This is a genomic window from Pseudomonas sp. LPB0260 (assembly GCF_013388395.1).
The window spans coordinates 3,457,510-3,469,638 of sequence record NZ_CP058247.1 but is presented as its reverse complement, the minus strand read 5'-3'; the positions used below and the strand labels follow the sequence as shown (position 1 = coordinate 3,469,638).

Below are 12,129 nucleotides of genomic sequence, written 5' to 3'. Positions count from 1 at the left end.
ACCGCCTCGCTCCGATCAGCCGGCCAGGGCCGTGCTCTGCTCTAGCCAGCCAAGCAGCCGAATGGCCTCCTCGCGCGTCGCTCCGCAGACCTCGACATCCGCCTGGAACGCCGAGCACACGGCCGGTCGCTCCGGCTTGCCGAACAAACCGCAATAATTGTCGAGCGAGAGCTGCACGCAGCGCTCTCCAGCTGCCTTGCCTTTCGGCATGCCGGGTATGGGGGAACTGATCGAAGGGGCGATGCAACAGGCGCCACAGCCAGGACGGCAATTCATGACGACATGATCCTCGGTTAACTCAGGAAGTCGGAAAGGTCGCGGATTCTAGCCAATTCCCATCCGACTTAGCAGCACCCTCGAAGGGCATTGCGCCCGCTGCGCCGACCATCGGCAGCGGCGATCGGTCATGCGCCCGGCGTTCGGGCAGTCCCTGGGGGTAATGGCCGACACAGAAGAGAGCCGGCAAGCCGGCCACCAGGCTCACCGCGCAGCAGCCGGTCCCTGGCTCAAGGACGCTTGGGCGTCTGCAGGCGAGCGATCAGGCTGGAGGTGTCCCAGCGACCGCCACCCATCGCCTGGACGTCGGCGTAGAACTGATCGACCAGCGCAGTGACCGGCAGCTGCGCCCCATTGCGGCGGGCCTCTTCGAGCAGGATCGACAGGTCCTTGCGCATCCAGTCGACGGCGAAACCGAAGTCGAACTCGCCGGCCAGCATGGTCTTGTGCCGGTTTTCCAGTTGCCAGGATTGCGCGGCGCCCTTGCTGATCACCTCCATCGCGCCGTGCGCGTCGAGGCCGGCGCGCTGGGCGAAGTGCAGGGCTTCGGACAACCCCTGGACCAGCCCGCCGATGCAGATCTGGTTGACCATCTTGGTCAACTGGCCGCTACCGGCGGCGCCCATCAAGCGCACCATGCGCGCATAGGCCTGGAGCACAGGCTCGGCGCGCGCGTAGACCTGCTCGTCGCCACCGACCATCACCGTCAACACGCCGTTCTGCGCACCCGCCTGCCCCCCGGACACCGGCGCATCGAGGAAACCCAGCCCGCGCTCGAGCGCCTCAGCCGCCAGTTCACGGGCGACGTTGGCCGACGCGGTGGTGTGATCGACCAGCACGGCGCCTGCCGACATGCCGGCGAAGGCACCGTCGCCCCCTAGCGCCACGCCGCGCAGGTCATCGTCGTTGCCCACGCAAACCATCACGAAGTCCGCTCCCTGCGCCGCCTCACGCGGGGTCGCGGCGCTACTGCCGGTAAACTCGCTCAGCCACTGGGCCGCCTTGGCCGCGGTGCGGTTATACACGCACACCTGATGCCCAGCGCGCGCCAGATGTCCCGCCATCGGGTAGCCCATTACGCCCAAGCCGATAAAGGCAACCTTCGCCATAAACACCTCCGAAACACAGGAGCGGCAAGCCTATCACGGGGCTTGCCAGGCCAGGAAAGCCTTGCATACTGCCCCTAACGCAAAGGAGGGCTTATGGGACACTGGCTGGTAATCGACCTGGAGGCCACCACCGAAGAGGGTGGCTGGCCACTGGAAGAAATGGAAATCATCGAGATCGGCGCCAGCCTGGTCAGCGCCAGCGGCCATGAAGTGGACCATTTTCAACGTTTCGTGCGACCGCTGCGCCGCCCCCAGCTCACCGCCTTCTGTTGCGACCTCACCCATATCGATCAGGACAAGGTCAGTGCGGCCTCAACGCTGAGCGCCGTCTGGCCACAGTTCGAACGCTGGCTGAGCGGGCACCAGGCGCATCTTCGCGGCTGGGCCAGCTGGGGCGAGTACGACCGGCGCCAGCTGGAACAGGACTGGCAACGCCTGCAACTGACCAGCCTGCTGACCCAGATCCCCCACCTCAACCTCAAGCGCCACTTTGCCGAAGCCCGCCAGCTGCCCAGGCCGGTAGGGCTTAACCGCGCCCTGCAGCTGGCCGGCCTGCAGTTCAGCGGCCAGCAACATCGGGCCCTCAACGATGCGCGCAATACCGCCCGCCTGCTGCCGCTGATCCTGCCGTCGTAGACCGGCGCAAAGCGGGTGACGCCCCGCCGGGCGTTGGGCATACTGGCGGCCTTTTTTCCACCCCTTTACGAGGAACTGCAGATGTTCAAGGTCAACGAATACTTCGACGGCACCGTCAAATCCATCGCTTTCGACATGGCCGAAGGCCCTGCCTCGATTGGCGTGATGGCGCCGGGGGAGTACGAATTCGGCACCAACCAGCTGGAGGTCATGCACGTGATCAGCGGCGCCCTGACGGTCAAGCTTCCGGGCAGCGACAGCTGGGAAACCTTCGCCGCCGGTAGCCAGTTCACCGTGCCGGCCAACAGCAAGTTCCAGTTGCAGGTCGCTATTGAGACGGCCTACCTCTGCGAATATCGCTAAGCTCCGCGGCCCGAAAGAAACCGGCCCAGGTGGCCGGTTTTTTATTGCCATATAGTTCCCGCCAGGATGCTCGCAATGCCTCGCTCGTCTCACGCCGCCTCGGTCCTTCTGCCCATCGCGCTGCTACTGCTGGCGATGACTTCCCTGCAGAGTGGCGCCTCCCTGGCCAAGGGACTGTTTCCCCTGGTCGGCGCCGAAGGCACTACTGCACTTCGCCTCGGTTTTGCGGCGCTGATCCTCTGCCTGTTCATGCGTCCTTGGCGCGCACGCTTGACCTGGCGCTCGTGCCGCTCACTGCTGGCCTATGGGCTCTCGCTGGGTTGCATGAACCTGCTGTTCTATAAATCGCTGAACAGCATCCCCCTGGGCGTTGCAGTGGCGCTCGAGTTCACCGGCCCACTGGCTCTGGCCTTGCTGTCCTCGCGGCGCCTGCTCGATTTCGCCTGGGTCGCCCTGGCGATCTTCGGCCTCTGGCTACTCCTGCCAAGCCATCAGAGTGATTCGCGCCTGGACCCCATGGGGATGGCCCTGGCATTGGCGGCCGGGCTGTGCTGGGCCCTGTACATCGTCTTCGGCAAGAAAGCCGGCGCCGAGCACGGCTCACAAACCGTGGCCCTCGGCACCCTGATCGCTGCCTTGCTGATATTGCCCGTGGGTGTGTGGCAGGCCGGCAGCAGCCTGTTCTCCGTGCAGCTGCTGCCTCTGGCCCTTGCCGTGGCGGTGATGTCATCCGCCCTGCCCTACAGCCTGGAGATGTTCGCCCTGACCCGACTCCCGGTGCGCACCTTCAGCACCCTGATGAGCATGGAGCCGGCCATCGCCGCGCTCTCTGCGCTGTTGATCCTCAACGAGCAACTGACCACGACCCAGTGGCTGGCCGTCGGCGCCATCATCCTGGCCTCGGCTGGCGCCTCCGCGACGATCAAGCCCCACACCAAGCCCATCGAAAACCCGGCGCCTTGAGCCGGCTGGCCGGCGAGGAGACAGCGGAGCCTGTCGAGTCAGTGCGACTCGACACTACCCTCATTGAACTGCAGCGCCGCCAGCCGCGCATACAACGGGTCACTGGCCACCAGCTCCGCGTGCCGACCGACAGCCACCAGCCTGCCCTGGTCGATCACCGCGATGCGATCGGCACTCGTGACCGTCGCCAGGCGGTGGGCGATCACCAGGGTGGTACGCCCGGCCATCAGGCGCGGCAAGGCCTGCTGGACCAGGTGCTCGCTCTCGGCGTCGAGGGCGCTGGTGGCCTCATCCAGCAGCAGGATCGGTGCGTCGACCAATAGCGCCCTGGCGATCGCCAGGCGTTGGCGCTGGCCGCCAGACAACCCCAGACCCGCGTCGCCCAGATGGGTCTGGTAGCCGCCCGGCAGCTTCATGATGAATTCATGGGCATTGGCAGCCCGCGCAGCGGCCTCCACCTCGCCATGGCCGGCGTCGGCCTTGCCGTAGCGGATGTTGTCCTCGACCGTGCCGTAGAACAGCGCCGGATTCTGCGACACCAGGGCGAAGCAGCGGCGCAGCTCAGCGGGGTCGAGCCGCTCGATGGCCTGTCCGTCGATGAGGATGCGCCCCTCCTGGGGGTCGAAGAAACGCAGCAGCAGGTCGAACATGGTCGACTTGCCGGCACCGGACGGCCCGACCAGGGCCAGGGTCTCGCCAGGCGCAATACTCAGGCTGATGCCATCGACGGCAAAGCTGGCTGGCCGCGACGGGTAGGCGAAGCGCAGCCCCTGCAGCTCGATCCGCCCCTGCACGGGCTGCGTCAACGGCATGCCGCCGGTTGCCGGTGCGCTGATCTCGTTGCGGGCCTGCAGCAGCTCGGCGATGCGCTCGGCCGCCCCGGCTGCGCGCTGCAACTCACCGATCACCTCGCTGAGTGTGCCGAAGGCCGAGCCGACGATCAGGCTGTAGAAGACGAAGGCCGCCAGCTCGCCGCCGGAAATGCGCCCGGCGATCACGTCCATGCCGCCGACCCAGAGCATCACCCCGACGGCGCCGAGCACTAGCACTATGACCAGGGTCACCAGCCAGGCGCGCTGGGCGATGCGCCGGCGCGCCGTATCGAAGGCGGCCTCCGCCGCAATCGCGAAGCGGCGGCGATCCTCGGCCTGGTGGTTATAGGCCTGCACGGTCTTGATCTGCCCGAGCACCTCGCCGACATAGCTGCCGACATCGGCCACCCGGTCCTGGCTCTGGCGCGACAGCTGGCGCACGCGCCGACCGAAGATCAGGATGGGCGCCACCACCAGTGGCAGGGCCAGCAGGACGATGCCGCTGAGCTTGGGATTGGTGACGATCAGCAGGGCCACGCCGCCGACCAGCATGATCGCGTTGCGCAGGGCCATGGACAGGGAAGAACCGATCACCGACTGCAGCAGGGTGGTATCGGCAGTCAGGCGCGACTGGATCTCCGAGCTGCGGTTGCTTTCGTAGAAGCCTGGATGCAGGCCGATCAGGTGATTGAACACGCGCTTGCGGATATCGGCGACGAAGCGCTCGCCAATCCAGGACACCAGATAGAAGCGGGTGAAGGTGCCGATCGCCAGAGCCACCACCAGCACGAAGAACAAGCCGATCGAGCGCCCCAGGGCCTGCGGCGATTGAGTCGCCAGACCCTGGTCCACCAGCAGCTTGATGCCCTGCCCCATCGACAGGGTGATGGCGGCAGTGAACAGCAACGCCAGCAGCGCGCCCGCTACTCGCCAGCGATAGGGCGCGACGAAGCGCCAGGCCATGCGCAGGGCATCACGCTGGCGGGAAGAGAGGATCGCGATCATGACGGCTCGCACAAGGGCGCCAGGCCCGGGTCAATGGGATTGCATTCTACTGGGCGGCCTGACCTCGGCTGGCTTGGCTTCGGCCAGCCAGGCCGACAGGCACAGCGCCAGGGCGGCAAGGTTGGTAGAGACCGGGTTGAAGGCCTGCAACAGAAGATGGGGACTGAACAGCGCCACATCGACCAGCAGGCCGATCAATAGCAATCCGGCCAGGAGCAGCGGCCAGCGATGGCCCCGCAGCAGCACCAACAAGAGCCCTAGCAGAATCTCGGCCAGCCCTGCTGCCTGCGCCACCCATTCGGCAGCCGGCAGCCCGTGGGCCTGGATCATCGCCACCTCGTCCACGCTCAGCCAGAGGATTTTCGGCACCAGGCCATGCCAGATAAACACCAACCCCAGGGCCAGGCGCGACACCAGGGCGATCGACTGCAGCCGCCGCTCAACCATCGAGGAAGCGCCGCGCATGGTCGGGGTCTGGCAGCAGGCAGCTGTCGTAGCGGCCAAATAGGCGGTAGCGGTTCAGGGCGATGCGGTCGTACAACCAGTCGCGAACAGGTCGCGGACAGATACGCAGCAGGCCGAAGCCGCGCCAGGGCCAATCGAGCTGAGCCAGGATGCGCAATACCGCGCCGGAGCGCACGAACAACGCGTCGCCTTCGACATAGGCCATGGTGTCGAAGCGCTCAAGCGGCAGCGCGAACCAGGCGAGAATTGCCTGGCCCTCGGCCGACTGCACCGAGGCCAGGCGGAACAGCCGTCGCCGATCATGGCGAATCAGGAACTTCGCCCAGGCATTGCACAGCCTGCACACCCCATCGAACAGCACCACGCGTTCGCCCGGCTGAATAAAAGGAGGAAGCTTATCAACACCCATCGGAGCCCTCCGGCTGGCCATTCTTGCCCCGCATGCAGTTCAGCTTAAACCCCGCTGCTCAGCGGATACAGCAGCTCTTCCTTGTAGCCCGCCCAGACCCGCACCACGTCGGGAAAGGCATCGTCCAGCTCGACATCACCGGTGTCGACCAGCAACGGCCGCCCCTGCAGGGTGCCGAGCTTGCGCTTGGTCGCCACCACACGCAGGTGCTCCAGACCGACGGCGCGCAGCACCCGTGGGCTGATCTGCTGGTTGCCGCGGCCGAGGATATGCCCCTGGCCGCCGATGGCGGTGACCAGCAGGCGCGCCGGATGCCCGGCCACCAGCTCATGGAGCTGCGCCTCGCTGACATCCCGGGCCACCACCTGGCCATCCTCTATTACGTCGACGCCCAGCAGCGTGGTCTGCAAGCCCAGGTTCTGCGCCAGGCCGTGCAGGGTCGAGCCGGGGCCGAACACGTAGCGCACGCCGGGCTCCCAGCTGTCCTCCAGCCAGGCCGCCAGGTCGCTCAGGACCAGCTCCTCGGACTCCATCCCGGCTTGCTTGACCTGCTGCACGAAGCCACCCTCCTCCGGCACGCACAGCTCGCCATACCAGCGTGCCGCCACCCGCCCGTCGCGCAGCGCCGCCTCGTCGATATCGCGCACCTCGCCGCTGGCCAGGCGGACCAGGCCGCCCTCGACCAGGCGCCGGGTCAGTTCGCCGGCCGCCCGCGGGCTGATCGCATAGACCCCGGAGTGGATCTTCACCCCGGCCGGAATGCCCAGCACCGGTTGGCCTTCGCGCACCGCGGCGCAGACGTCGCGGGCCGTGCCGTCGCCTCCGGCGAAGAGGATCAAGGCAACCCCGGCATCCTGCAGGGCCGCGACCGCCCGCCGCGTGTCATCCGCGCTGGTCGCCCCGGCGCCCGGCTCGCCAAGTACATGATGGATGAAACCCATCTCGGCCAGCAGATCGGCGCCCATAGCGCCGGGAAAGGTCAGGAACTCCAGACGCTCGCGCACCGGCAACAGGAACTCCAGTGCCGTGCGCGTACGCTGCGCCGCCTTCGGCTCGCTGCCCAGGGCCAGGGCCTGTTCGGCGACGCCGTCGCTGCCCTTGAGCCCTGCGGGGCCGCCGAGTCCGGCCAGCGGGTTGATGATCAATCCCAGGTGAAACCGTGACATAACCACCTCGTTAGACCTTCGCTGCGGCGAAGGGGTAAACTGCTTATGTTTTTTCTGGCACAGCAGGTGCTTGCTCATTGCACAATTGTAACTCGCGACGGATTACCGTCGTCCCAGCCTGTCACTGCGCGTTCACGTTGATCGCTTAGACTGCATGCACCCACCGATGAGGAGACACGACATGAATTCGCCCAAGCAGAGCTCCGAGCACCCGAACGATCAGGCCGAAGCGCAACAGCCGGTCGGCGGTGCGATCATTGATGCCGAAGGCCATGAAGTACCGATCACCGAAGGCATGATCCAGCAGGCCTGCGAAGAGCTGGACAAGGAATTCGTGGTACCCGACGGCCCGGCGAAGTAATCCGCCCCTCTTCCAAAGCCCAGGCCCCGCCTGGGCTTTTTCTTTCCCGCGGATGGGCGGCCACTAGCACAAGGTGGCGCCCAGGGCCTTGACCAGTTGCACCAGACGCGGCGCCTCGCCCTGCACGGCGACCCGCAGGCCGTCGATCTCCCGACGCATCGGATAGTACTTGCGCAAGGCATCGAACGCCGCCCGCCGACTGGCTTGGTCGCCCTCCAGGCTGCGGCGAAAGTCGGCATCGTCGCGACGTGGGTCGTACACCGCACGACACAGGCTGGCCAACGCCCAGGCAGGTTCAGCCGCGCCGTCCAGATGCAATTCCGAGAGCCAGGGCGCCGGCATCAGCTCATCCAGCGCCTGTTCCGGCGCACGCCCCAGATACCGGCAGACGGCCTGATAGACCTGCGCAGTGCCGCGCAGCTTGCCGTCCAGGCTGTAGCCGGCAATGTGCGGAGTGGCGATCTGGCACAACGCGGCCAGCTCGACATCCACCTGCGGCTCCCCCTCCCAGACATCCAGCACCACCTGCAGATCGCCGCGCCCCGGCAGCAGTTGGCGCAGCGCCGCGTTGTCCACCACCGCCCCCCGACTGGCGTTGATCAACCAGCAGCCGGATTTGAGGTTCGCCAGCCGCGCTGCATCGAACAGGTGATGGGTCGGATGCTCACCCTCGCGCGCCAATGGCGTATGCAGGCTGATGACGTCGCACGCTTGGATCAGTTGGTCCAGGTCGACGTAGTCGCCGCCTTCGGCGGCCTGCCTTGGCGGGTCGCAGACCAGCACACGCCAGCCCAGCCCACGCAGCACCTCGATCAGGCGCGCGCCGACCTGGCCGGCGCCAACCACCCCATAGGTGCGCGCGGAGAGGTCCGCGCCCTGGCGCTCGGCCAACGCCAGCAGGCTGCCGAGCACGTAGTCGACCACCCCGCGCGCGTTGCAGCCCGGCGCGCTGGCCCAGCCGATACCGGCCTGCTGCAGGTAGTCCAGATCGAGGTGGTCGGTGCCGATGGTGCAGGTGCCGACGAAGCGCAACGCGCTGCCTTCGACCAGGGCCCGGTCGACCCGGGTAACCGAACGCACCAGCAGCAACTCGGCATCGGCCAGGGCGGCGCGGTCGATGGCGCGGCCAGGGAAGCGATGGATCTCGCCGAAACCGGCGAAGAACTCATCGAGCAGGGGAATGTTCTCGTCCGCGACAATTCGCATGGCAGGGCTCCACAGTTCAGGCCCTCATTCTAAGGCAGCCGGGCCGCCAGCGTCGCCCCGCGACTGTTCCGTCGAATCAGGCCGTCACTGCGTTTCCTGACCCAAGCGTCAACGGGTAGACTGCGCGGTTTTCCCAGCACCTCGATGGATCCCCCTATGCCTGCCCAATCGCGCCTGCGGCGCGTGCGCACCGAACTGCGCAGCCTGCTGTTGCTGGCCACGCCGATCATCATCGCCCAACTGGCGCATACCGCGATGGGCTTCGTCGATACCGTGATGGCCGGCCGGGTCGGCCCGCGCGACCTGGCCGCGGTGGCGCTGGGCAACTCGATCTGGGTACCGGTGTTCCTGCTGATGACCGGCATCCTCCTGGCCACCACGCCCAAGGTCGCCCAGCGCTTCGGCGCCGGTGAGCAGCCCAGCGTCGGCCCACTGGTACGCCAGGCGCTGTGGCTGGCGCTGGCCGTCGGGATGGGCGCCGCCGCGCTGCTGTGGAACGCCGAGGGCATTCTGCGGCTGATGGACATCGACCCGGACCTGATCGGCCCTTCGATGGGCTACCTGCGCGCAGTGGCCTGCGGCTTTCCCGCGGTGGCCCTGTTCCACGTGCTGCGCTGTTTCAGCGACGGCCTCGGCCATACCCGTCCGACCATGGTGCTGGGCCTCATCGGCCTGCTGCTGAACATCCCGCTGAACTACATCTTCATCTACGGCAAGCTGGGCCTGCCCGCCATGGGCGGCGTCGGCTGCGGCTGGGCCACCGCGCTGGTGATGGTCTTCATGCTGCTGGGCATGCTCTGGTGGGTGAAGTGGGCACCCTATTACCAGCCGAGCCTACTGTTCGAACGCTTCGAGCGCCCCAACTGGCCGGTGATCCGCGGCCTGTTGGCGCTCGGCCTGCCGATGGGCATCGCGGTGTTCGCCGAGTCGAGCATCTTCGCGGTGATCGCCCTGCTGATCGGTGGCCTCGGCGCCACCGTGGTGGCGGGCCACCAGATCGCCCTGAACTTCAGCTCCATGGTGTTCATGATCCCCTACTCCCTGGGCATGGCGGTCACGGTGCGAGTCGGCCAGGCCCTGGGCCGGCGCGACCCGCGCGACGCCCGTTTCGCCGCCGGCGTCGGCATGGCCAGCGCGCTGGCCTATGCCTGCCTGTCCGCCAGCCTGATCCTGCTGCTGCGCGAGCAGATCGTGCAGATCTACAGCCCCGACCCGGCGGTGATCGCCCTGGCCGCCACGCTGATCGTCTACGCCGCGCTGTTCCAGCTTTCCGACGCGGTGCAGGTCACCGCCGCCGGCGCTTTGCGCGGCTACCAGGACACCCGGGTGACCATGCTGCTGACCCTGTTCGCCTACTGGGGCATCGGCCTGCCGGTGGGCTACAGCCTGGGGCTGACCGACTGGCTCGGCGAGCCCAGCGGCCCGCACGGACTCTGGCAGGGCCTGGTGGTCGGCTTGACCTGCGCGGCGATCATGCTGGCGATCCGCCTGAGAAGCAGCGCGCGCAGACACATCCGCGCGACTAAGCTGGCGCAATGAGCCCCAACTACTTGGTCGTGCTGTCCGCACTGTTGCTTGCGGCCTGCGCCCCGGCCGACGATGGCCTGGCCCTGCAGGCCGACTACCTGCAACGCCTGAACAACGCCGTCGAGGGCGACGGCGGCGAAGACTTTCAGCACGAGCAACTGCTGCGTTACCGCATGCCGCCTCGGCGCGAACGACTGATCGACATCCCCGAGATTCGCATCGGCCTGCTCGACCTGCTGATCGACGTACGCCGTTGCCCCGCCCTGCAGCAGCAGATCAGCCTGCGCAACAGCAGTCTCGGCAAGCAGCTGCAGGCAAGCAGTCGCCTGGCCTACGAGGGCGACCTGCTGCGGGCCCTGGAGACCTGCAGCGACGCGCTACAGCGAGGCGCAGACGCCGAACTGCGCACCAACCTGGAGAGCCTGGCCGAGCAGAAACGTCGGCAACTGCCGGCGGTATTCTGGAACGCGCTGAACGCCAGTTCGGAGGTCGAGCGCTACCTGCGTTTTGCCGACCAGGCCTTGCCCACATCCCCCCAGGAGGACGACGCCGCGCTGGACGCCCTGACGCAGTTGGCCGCCATCGGCGAAGCGCTGCCGCAGCGCCTGCCGCCGCCGGCGGCGCAACTCGACCCGCTGTTCTTCGCCCTGCACAGCAGCGACCAGGGAGGCCAGTTGATCACCAGTCTGTCCAGTCTCACGCACACCCTGGACCAGGCCAGCGAGCTGCTGCAAAGCCGCCTACAGCGCCGACCGCCCTGCCCGCAGGAGAGGCCGACGCCGCGCGGACGCATCTTGCAGAACATCTTCGTCAAGTTCTATGCCGGTGGCCTGCAACCCTACCTGGCCCAGGTGCATCAGCGCGGCCAGCGCTGGAGCGAGAGCCTGCGCCGGCTGAGCGCAGCGCCCCAGGCGCCGCCGGCGACACGGCGTTATCTGCTCAGCCTGGCAGGCCCCGAAGCGTCACTCTGGGAGGGGTTCCAACAGGCCAACGAGCGCCATGTGCGCGCCTGGCAGCAGATACTGAAGAGCTGCGGCCTGGCCCCGGGTCAGGCCGGCTGGGATGGCCAGGCCGCGAGCAGCGACCAGTAGGACGCCGAAAGGTACTCACGGCCTGCCAGCAGGTGTTCCAGGTAATCCCTGGCCGGTAGCAGTCCGTCCTGGCGAAAGGCCGGATTGGCGATATACACCCAGGCCGGCTGCACGCCCCGGGCGGTGAGGATCGGCAGGCGTTCGCGGCTGTAGTAGATGGGCGTGCCCTCGAATGGCTCGAGCTTGGCGATCTCGTTCAGCTCGGCCAGGCGATAGAGCACACCCTCCACCACGCCGTCGCGCTGGTGACGGATGTTGGCATAGGCGCAACCGGGGCGGTCCACCGCGCGCTTGTTGAAGCACAGCGCATAGCCCGGCAGTCGCCCCGGCATGGCCTCGCGCACGCTCAGGCCACGTGCCTGCATGCGCGCCGGGTTCATGTTCGAGCCGTAGGCGAAGTACCAGCCCATCAGTCGACCTTCTTGCGAATCCAGTACAGGTAGGTGCCGGCGTCTTCGGCCTGTTCCAACAGCTCGTGGCCGAGGAACACGCAGAACTTGGGGATGTCGCGACGGGTCGAGGGGTCGGTGGCGATCACCTTGAGCAGGCCGCCGGCGGGCAGGTCGCGCACCTTGTTGTGCAGGAGCATGACCGGCTCCGGGCAATTCAGGCCCGTGGCGTCGAGAAGATCATCGTGCATGGCATCGGTTTGCAGGGACATCGGCAGACTCCAGAGACAGGCTGCTATTCTGGCGCAAAGCTGACCCCCAGGTCACCTTTGCCGTGCAAATCGACGCTAG

The 12,129-nt window shown here is 67.1% G+C and carries 15 protein-coding genes; 6 read left to right on the top strand and 9 right to left on the bottom strand.

Annotated elements, in window-relative coordinates:
• Positions 1–15: 15 nt before the first annotated feature.
• A complete protein-coding gene (locus LPB260_RS15640; protein WP_208706738.1) occupies positions 16–276 on the bottom strand; it encodes a YkgJ family cysteine cluster protein in 261 nt (86 codons plus the stop codon).
• 230 nt (positions 277–506) lie between these two features.
• On the bottom strand, positions 507–1,385 hold the full coding sequence (locus tag LPB260_RS15635) for an NAD(P)-dependent oxidoreductase (RefSeq protein ID WP_208706737.1): 879 nt from the start codon (positions 1,383–1,385) through the stop codon (positions 507–509).
• 93 nt (positions 1,386–1,478) lie between these two features.
• On the opposite strand from LPB260_RS15635, the gene LPB260_RS15630 reads away from it, so the two are divergent.
• The 3 genes from LPB260_RS15630 to rhtA all read left to right on the top strand — a co-directional run bounded on the left by LPB260_RS15630 (position 1,479) and on the right by rhtA (position 3,347).
• Positions 1,479–2,021, top strand: coding sequence for an exonuclease domain-containing protein (locus tag LPB260_RS15630; protein WP_208706736.1), 543 nt, complete (start codon positions 1,479–1,481; stop codon positions 2,019–2,021).
• A gap of 81 nt (positions 2,022–2,102) precedes the next feature.
• On the top strand, positions 2,103–2,384 hold the full coding sequence (locus LPB260_RS15625; protein WP_208706735.1) for a pyrimidine/purine nucleoside phosphorylase: 282 nt from the start codon (positions 2,103–2,105) through the stop codon (positions 2,382–2,384).
• A 75-nt stretch (positions 2,385–2,459) separates the two neighbouring features.
• Entirely contained in the window at positions 2,460–3,347 is an 888-nt protein-coding gene (rhtA, locus tag LPB260_RS15620) for a threonine/homoserine exporter RhtA (protein WP_208706734.1), read from the top strand.
• Between the two features lie 38 nt (positions 3,348–3,385).
• Here rhtA and LPB260_RS15615 read toward each other — a convergent pair whose 3' ends face one another.
• Genes LPB260_RS15615 through LPB260_RS15600 form a run of 4 tightly spaced genes read right to left on the bottom strand, consistent with a single transcriptional unit; the run spans position 3,386 to position 7,204 of the window.
• Entirely contained in the window at positions 3,386–5,164 is a 1,779-nt protein-coding gene (locus LPB260_RS15615; RefSeq protein ID WP_208706733.1) for an ABC transporter transmembrane domain-containing protein, read from the bottom strand.
• A gap of 30 nt (positions 5,165–5,194) precedes the next feature.
• Positions 5,195–5,611: a DoxX-like family protein gene (locus LPB260_RS15610; RefSeq protein ID WP_208709987.1), complete on the bottom strand. Its 417-nt coding sequence runs from the start codon at positions 5,609–5,611 to the stop codon at positions 5,195–5,197.
• Complete coding sequence (locus LPB260_RS15605) at positions 5,604–6,038, bottom strand: thiol-disulfide oxidoreductase DCC family protein (protein WP_208706732.1); 435 nt, start codon at positions 6,036–6,038, stop codon at positions 5,604–5,606. Before LPB260_RS15605 ends, LPB260_RS15610 begins: the two co-directional genes overlap by 8 nt.
• A gap of 44 nt (positions 6,039–6,082) precedes the next feature.
• Positions 6,083–7,204 (bottom strand): ATP-NAD kinase family protein, encoded by a 1,122-nt coding sequence (locus LPB260_RS15600; protein ID WP_208706731.1) that lies wholly within the window; start codon positions 7,202–7,204, stop codon positions 6,083–6,085.
• A gap of 181 nt (positions 7,205–7,385) precedes the next feature.
• Here LPB260_RS15600 and LPB260_RS15595 point away from each other — a divergent pair, with 181 nt between their 5' ends.
• Complete coding sequence (locus LPB260_RS15595) at positions 7,386–7,565, top strand: PA1571 family protein (RefSeq protein ID WP_208706730.1); 180 nt, start codon at positions 7,386–7,388, stop codon at positions 7,563–7,565.
• Positions 7,566–7,628: 63 nt separating this feature from the next.
• Here the strand turns inward: LPB260_RS15595 and pdxB are convergent, their stop codons facing one another.
• Entirely contained in the window at positions 7,629–8,771 is a 1,143-nt protein-coding gene (pdxB, locus tag LPB260_RS15590; RefSeq protein WP_208706729.1) for a 4-phosphoerythronate dehydrogenase PdxB, read from the bottom strand.
• Between the two features lie 156 nt (positions 8,772–8,927).
• On the opposite strand from pdxB, the gene LPB260_RS15585 reads away from it, so the two are divergent.
• Both LPB260_RS15585 and LPB260_RS15580 read left to right on the top strand, forming a co-directional pair.
• Entirely contained in the window at positions 8,928–10,310 is a 1,383-nt protein-coding gene (locus LPB260_RS15585) for an MATE family efflux transporter (RefSeq protein WP_208706728.1), read from the top strand.
• Complete coding sequence (locus LPB260_RS15580; protein WP_208706727.1) at positions 10,307–11,389, top strand: DUF3080 family protein; 1,083 nt, start codon at positions 10,307–10,309, stop codon at positions 11,387–11,389. The genes LPB260_RS15585 and LPB260_RS15580 overlap by 4 nt, the downstream gene beginning before the upstream one ends.
• Here the strand turns inward: LPB260_RS15580 and LPB260_RS15575 are convergent.
• On the bottom strand, positions 11,347–11,799 hold the full coding sequence (locus LPB260_RS15575; protein WP_208706726.1) for a gamma-glutamylcyclotransferase family protein: 453 nt from the start codon (positions 11,797–11,799) through the stop codon (positions 11,347–11,349). The genes LPB260_RS15580 and LPB260_RS15575 overlap by 43 nt on opposite strands.
• Entirely contained in the window at positions 11,799–12,029 is a 231-nt protein-coding gene (tusA, locus tag LPB260_RS15570) for a sulfurtransferase TusA (protein ID WP_371926153.1), read from the bottom strand. Before tusA ends, LPB260_RS15575 begins: the two co-directional genes overlap by 1 nt.
• Positions 12,030–12,129 lie beyond the last annotated feature (100 nt).

Bases quoted from the DNA above. Each gene is read 5' to 3' on its own strand.
- LPB260_RS15640 (WP_208706738.1), bottom strand. From the start codon at position 276: ATGAATTGCCGTCCTGGCTGTGGCGCCTGTTGCATCGCCCCTTCGATC.
- LPB260_RS15635 (WP_208706737.1), bottom strand. From the start codon at position 1,385: ATGGCGAAGGTTGCCTTTATCGGCTTGGGCGTAATGGGCTACCCGATG.
- LPB260_RS15630 (WP_208706736.1), top strand. From the start codon at position 1,479: ATGGGACACTGGCTGGTAATCGACCTGGAGGCCACCACCGAAGAGGGT.
- LPB260_RS15625 (WP_208706735.1), top strand. From the start codon at position 2,103: ATGTTCAAGGTCAACGAATACTTCGACGGCACCGTCAAATCCATCGCT.
- rhtA (WP_208706734.1), top strand. From the start codon at position 2,460: ATGCCTCGCTCGTCTCACGCCGCCTCGGTCCTTCTGCCCATCGCGCTG.
- LPB260_RS15615 (WP_208706733.1), bottom strand. From the start codon at position 5,164: ATGATCGCGATCCTCTCTTCCCGCCAGCGTGATGCCCTGCGCATGGCC.
- LPB260_RS15610 (WP_208709987.1), bottom strand. From the start codon at position 5,611: ATGGTTGAGCGGCGGCTGCAGTCGATCGCCCTGGTGTCGCGCCTGGCC.
- LPB260_RS15605 (WP_208706732.1), bottom strand. From the start codon at position 6,038: ATGGGTGTTGATAAGCTTCCTCCTTTTATTCAGCCGGGCGAACGCGTG.
- LPB260_RS15600 (WP_208706731.1), bottom strand. From the start codon at position 7,204: ATGTCACGGTTTCACCTGGGATTGATCATCAACCCGCTGGCCGGACTC.
- LPB260_RS15595 (WP_208706730.1), top strand. From the start codon at position 7,386: ATGAATTCGCCCAAGCAGAGCTCCGAGCACCCGAACGATCAGGCCGAA.
- pdxB (WP_208706729.1), bottom strand. From the start codon at position 8,771: ATGCGAATTGTCGCGGACGAGAACATTCCCCTGCTCGATGAGTTCTTC.
- LPB260_RS15585 (WP_208706728.1), top strand. From the start codon at position 8,928: ATGCCTGCCCAATCGCGCCTGCGGCGCGTGCGCACCGAACTGCGCAGC.
- LPB260_RS15580 (WP_208706727.1), top strand. From the start codon at position 10,307: ATGAGCCCCAACTACTTGGTCGTGCTGTCCGCACTGTTGCTTGCGGCC.
- LPB260_RS15575 (WP_208706726.1), bottom strand. From the start codon at position 11,799: ATGGGCTGGTACTTCGCCTACGGCTCGAACATGAACCCGGCGCGCATG.
- tusA (WP_371926153.1), bottom strand. From the start codon at position 12,029: ATGCACGATGATCTTCTCGACGCCACGGGCCTGAATTGCCCGGAGCCG.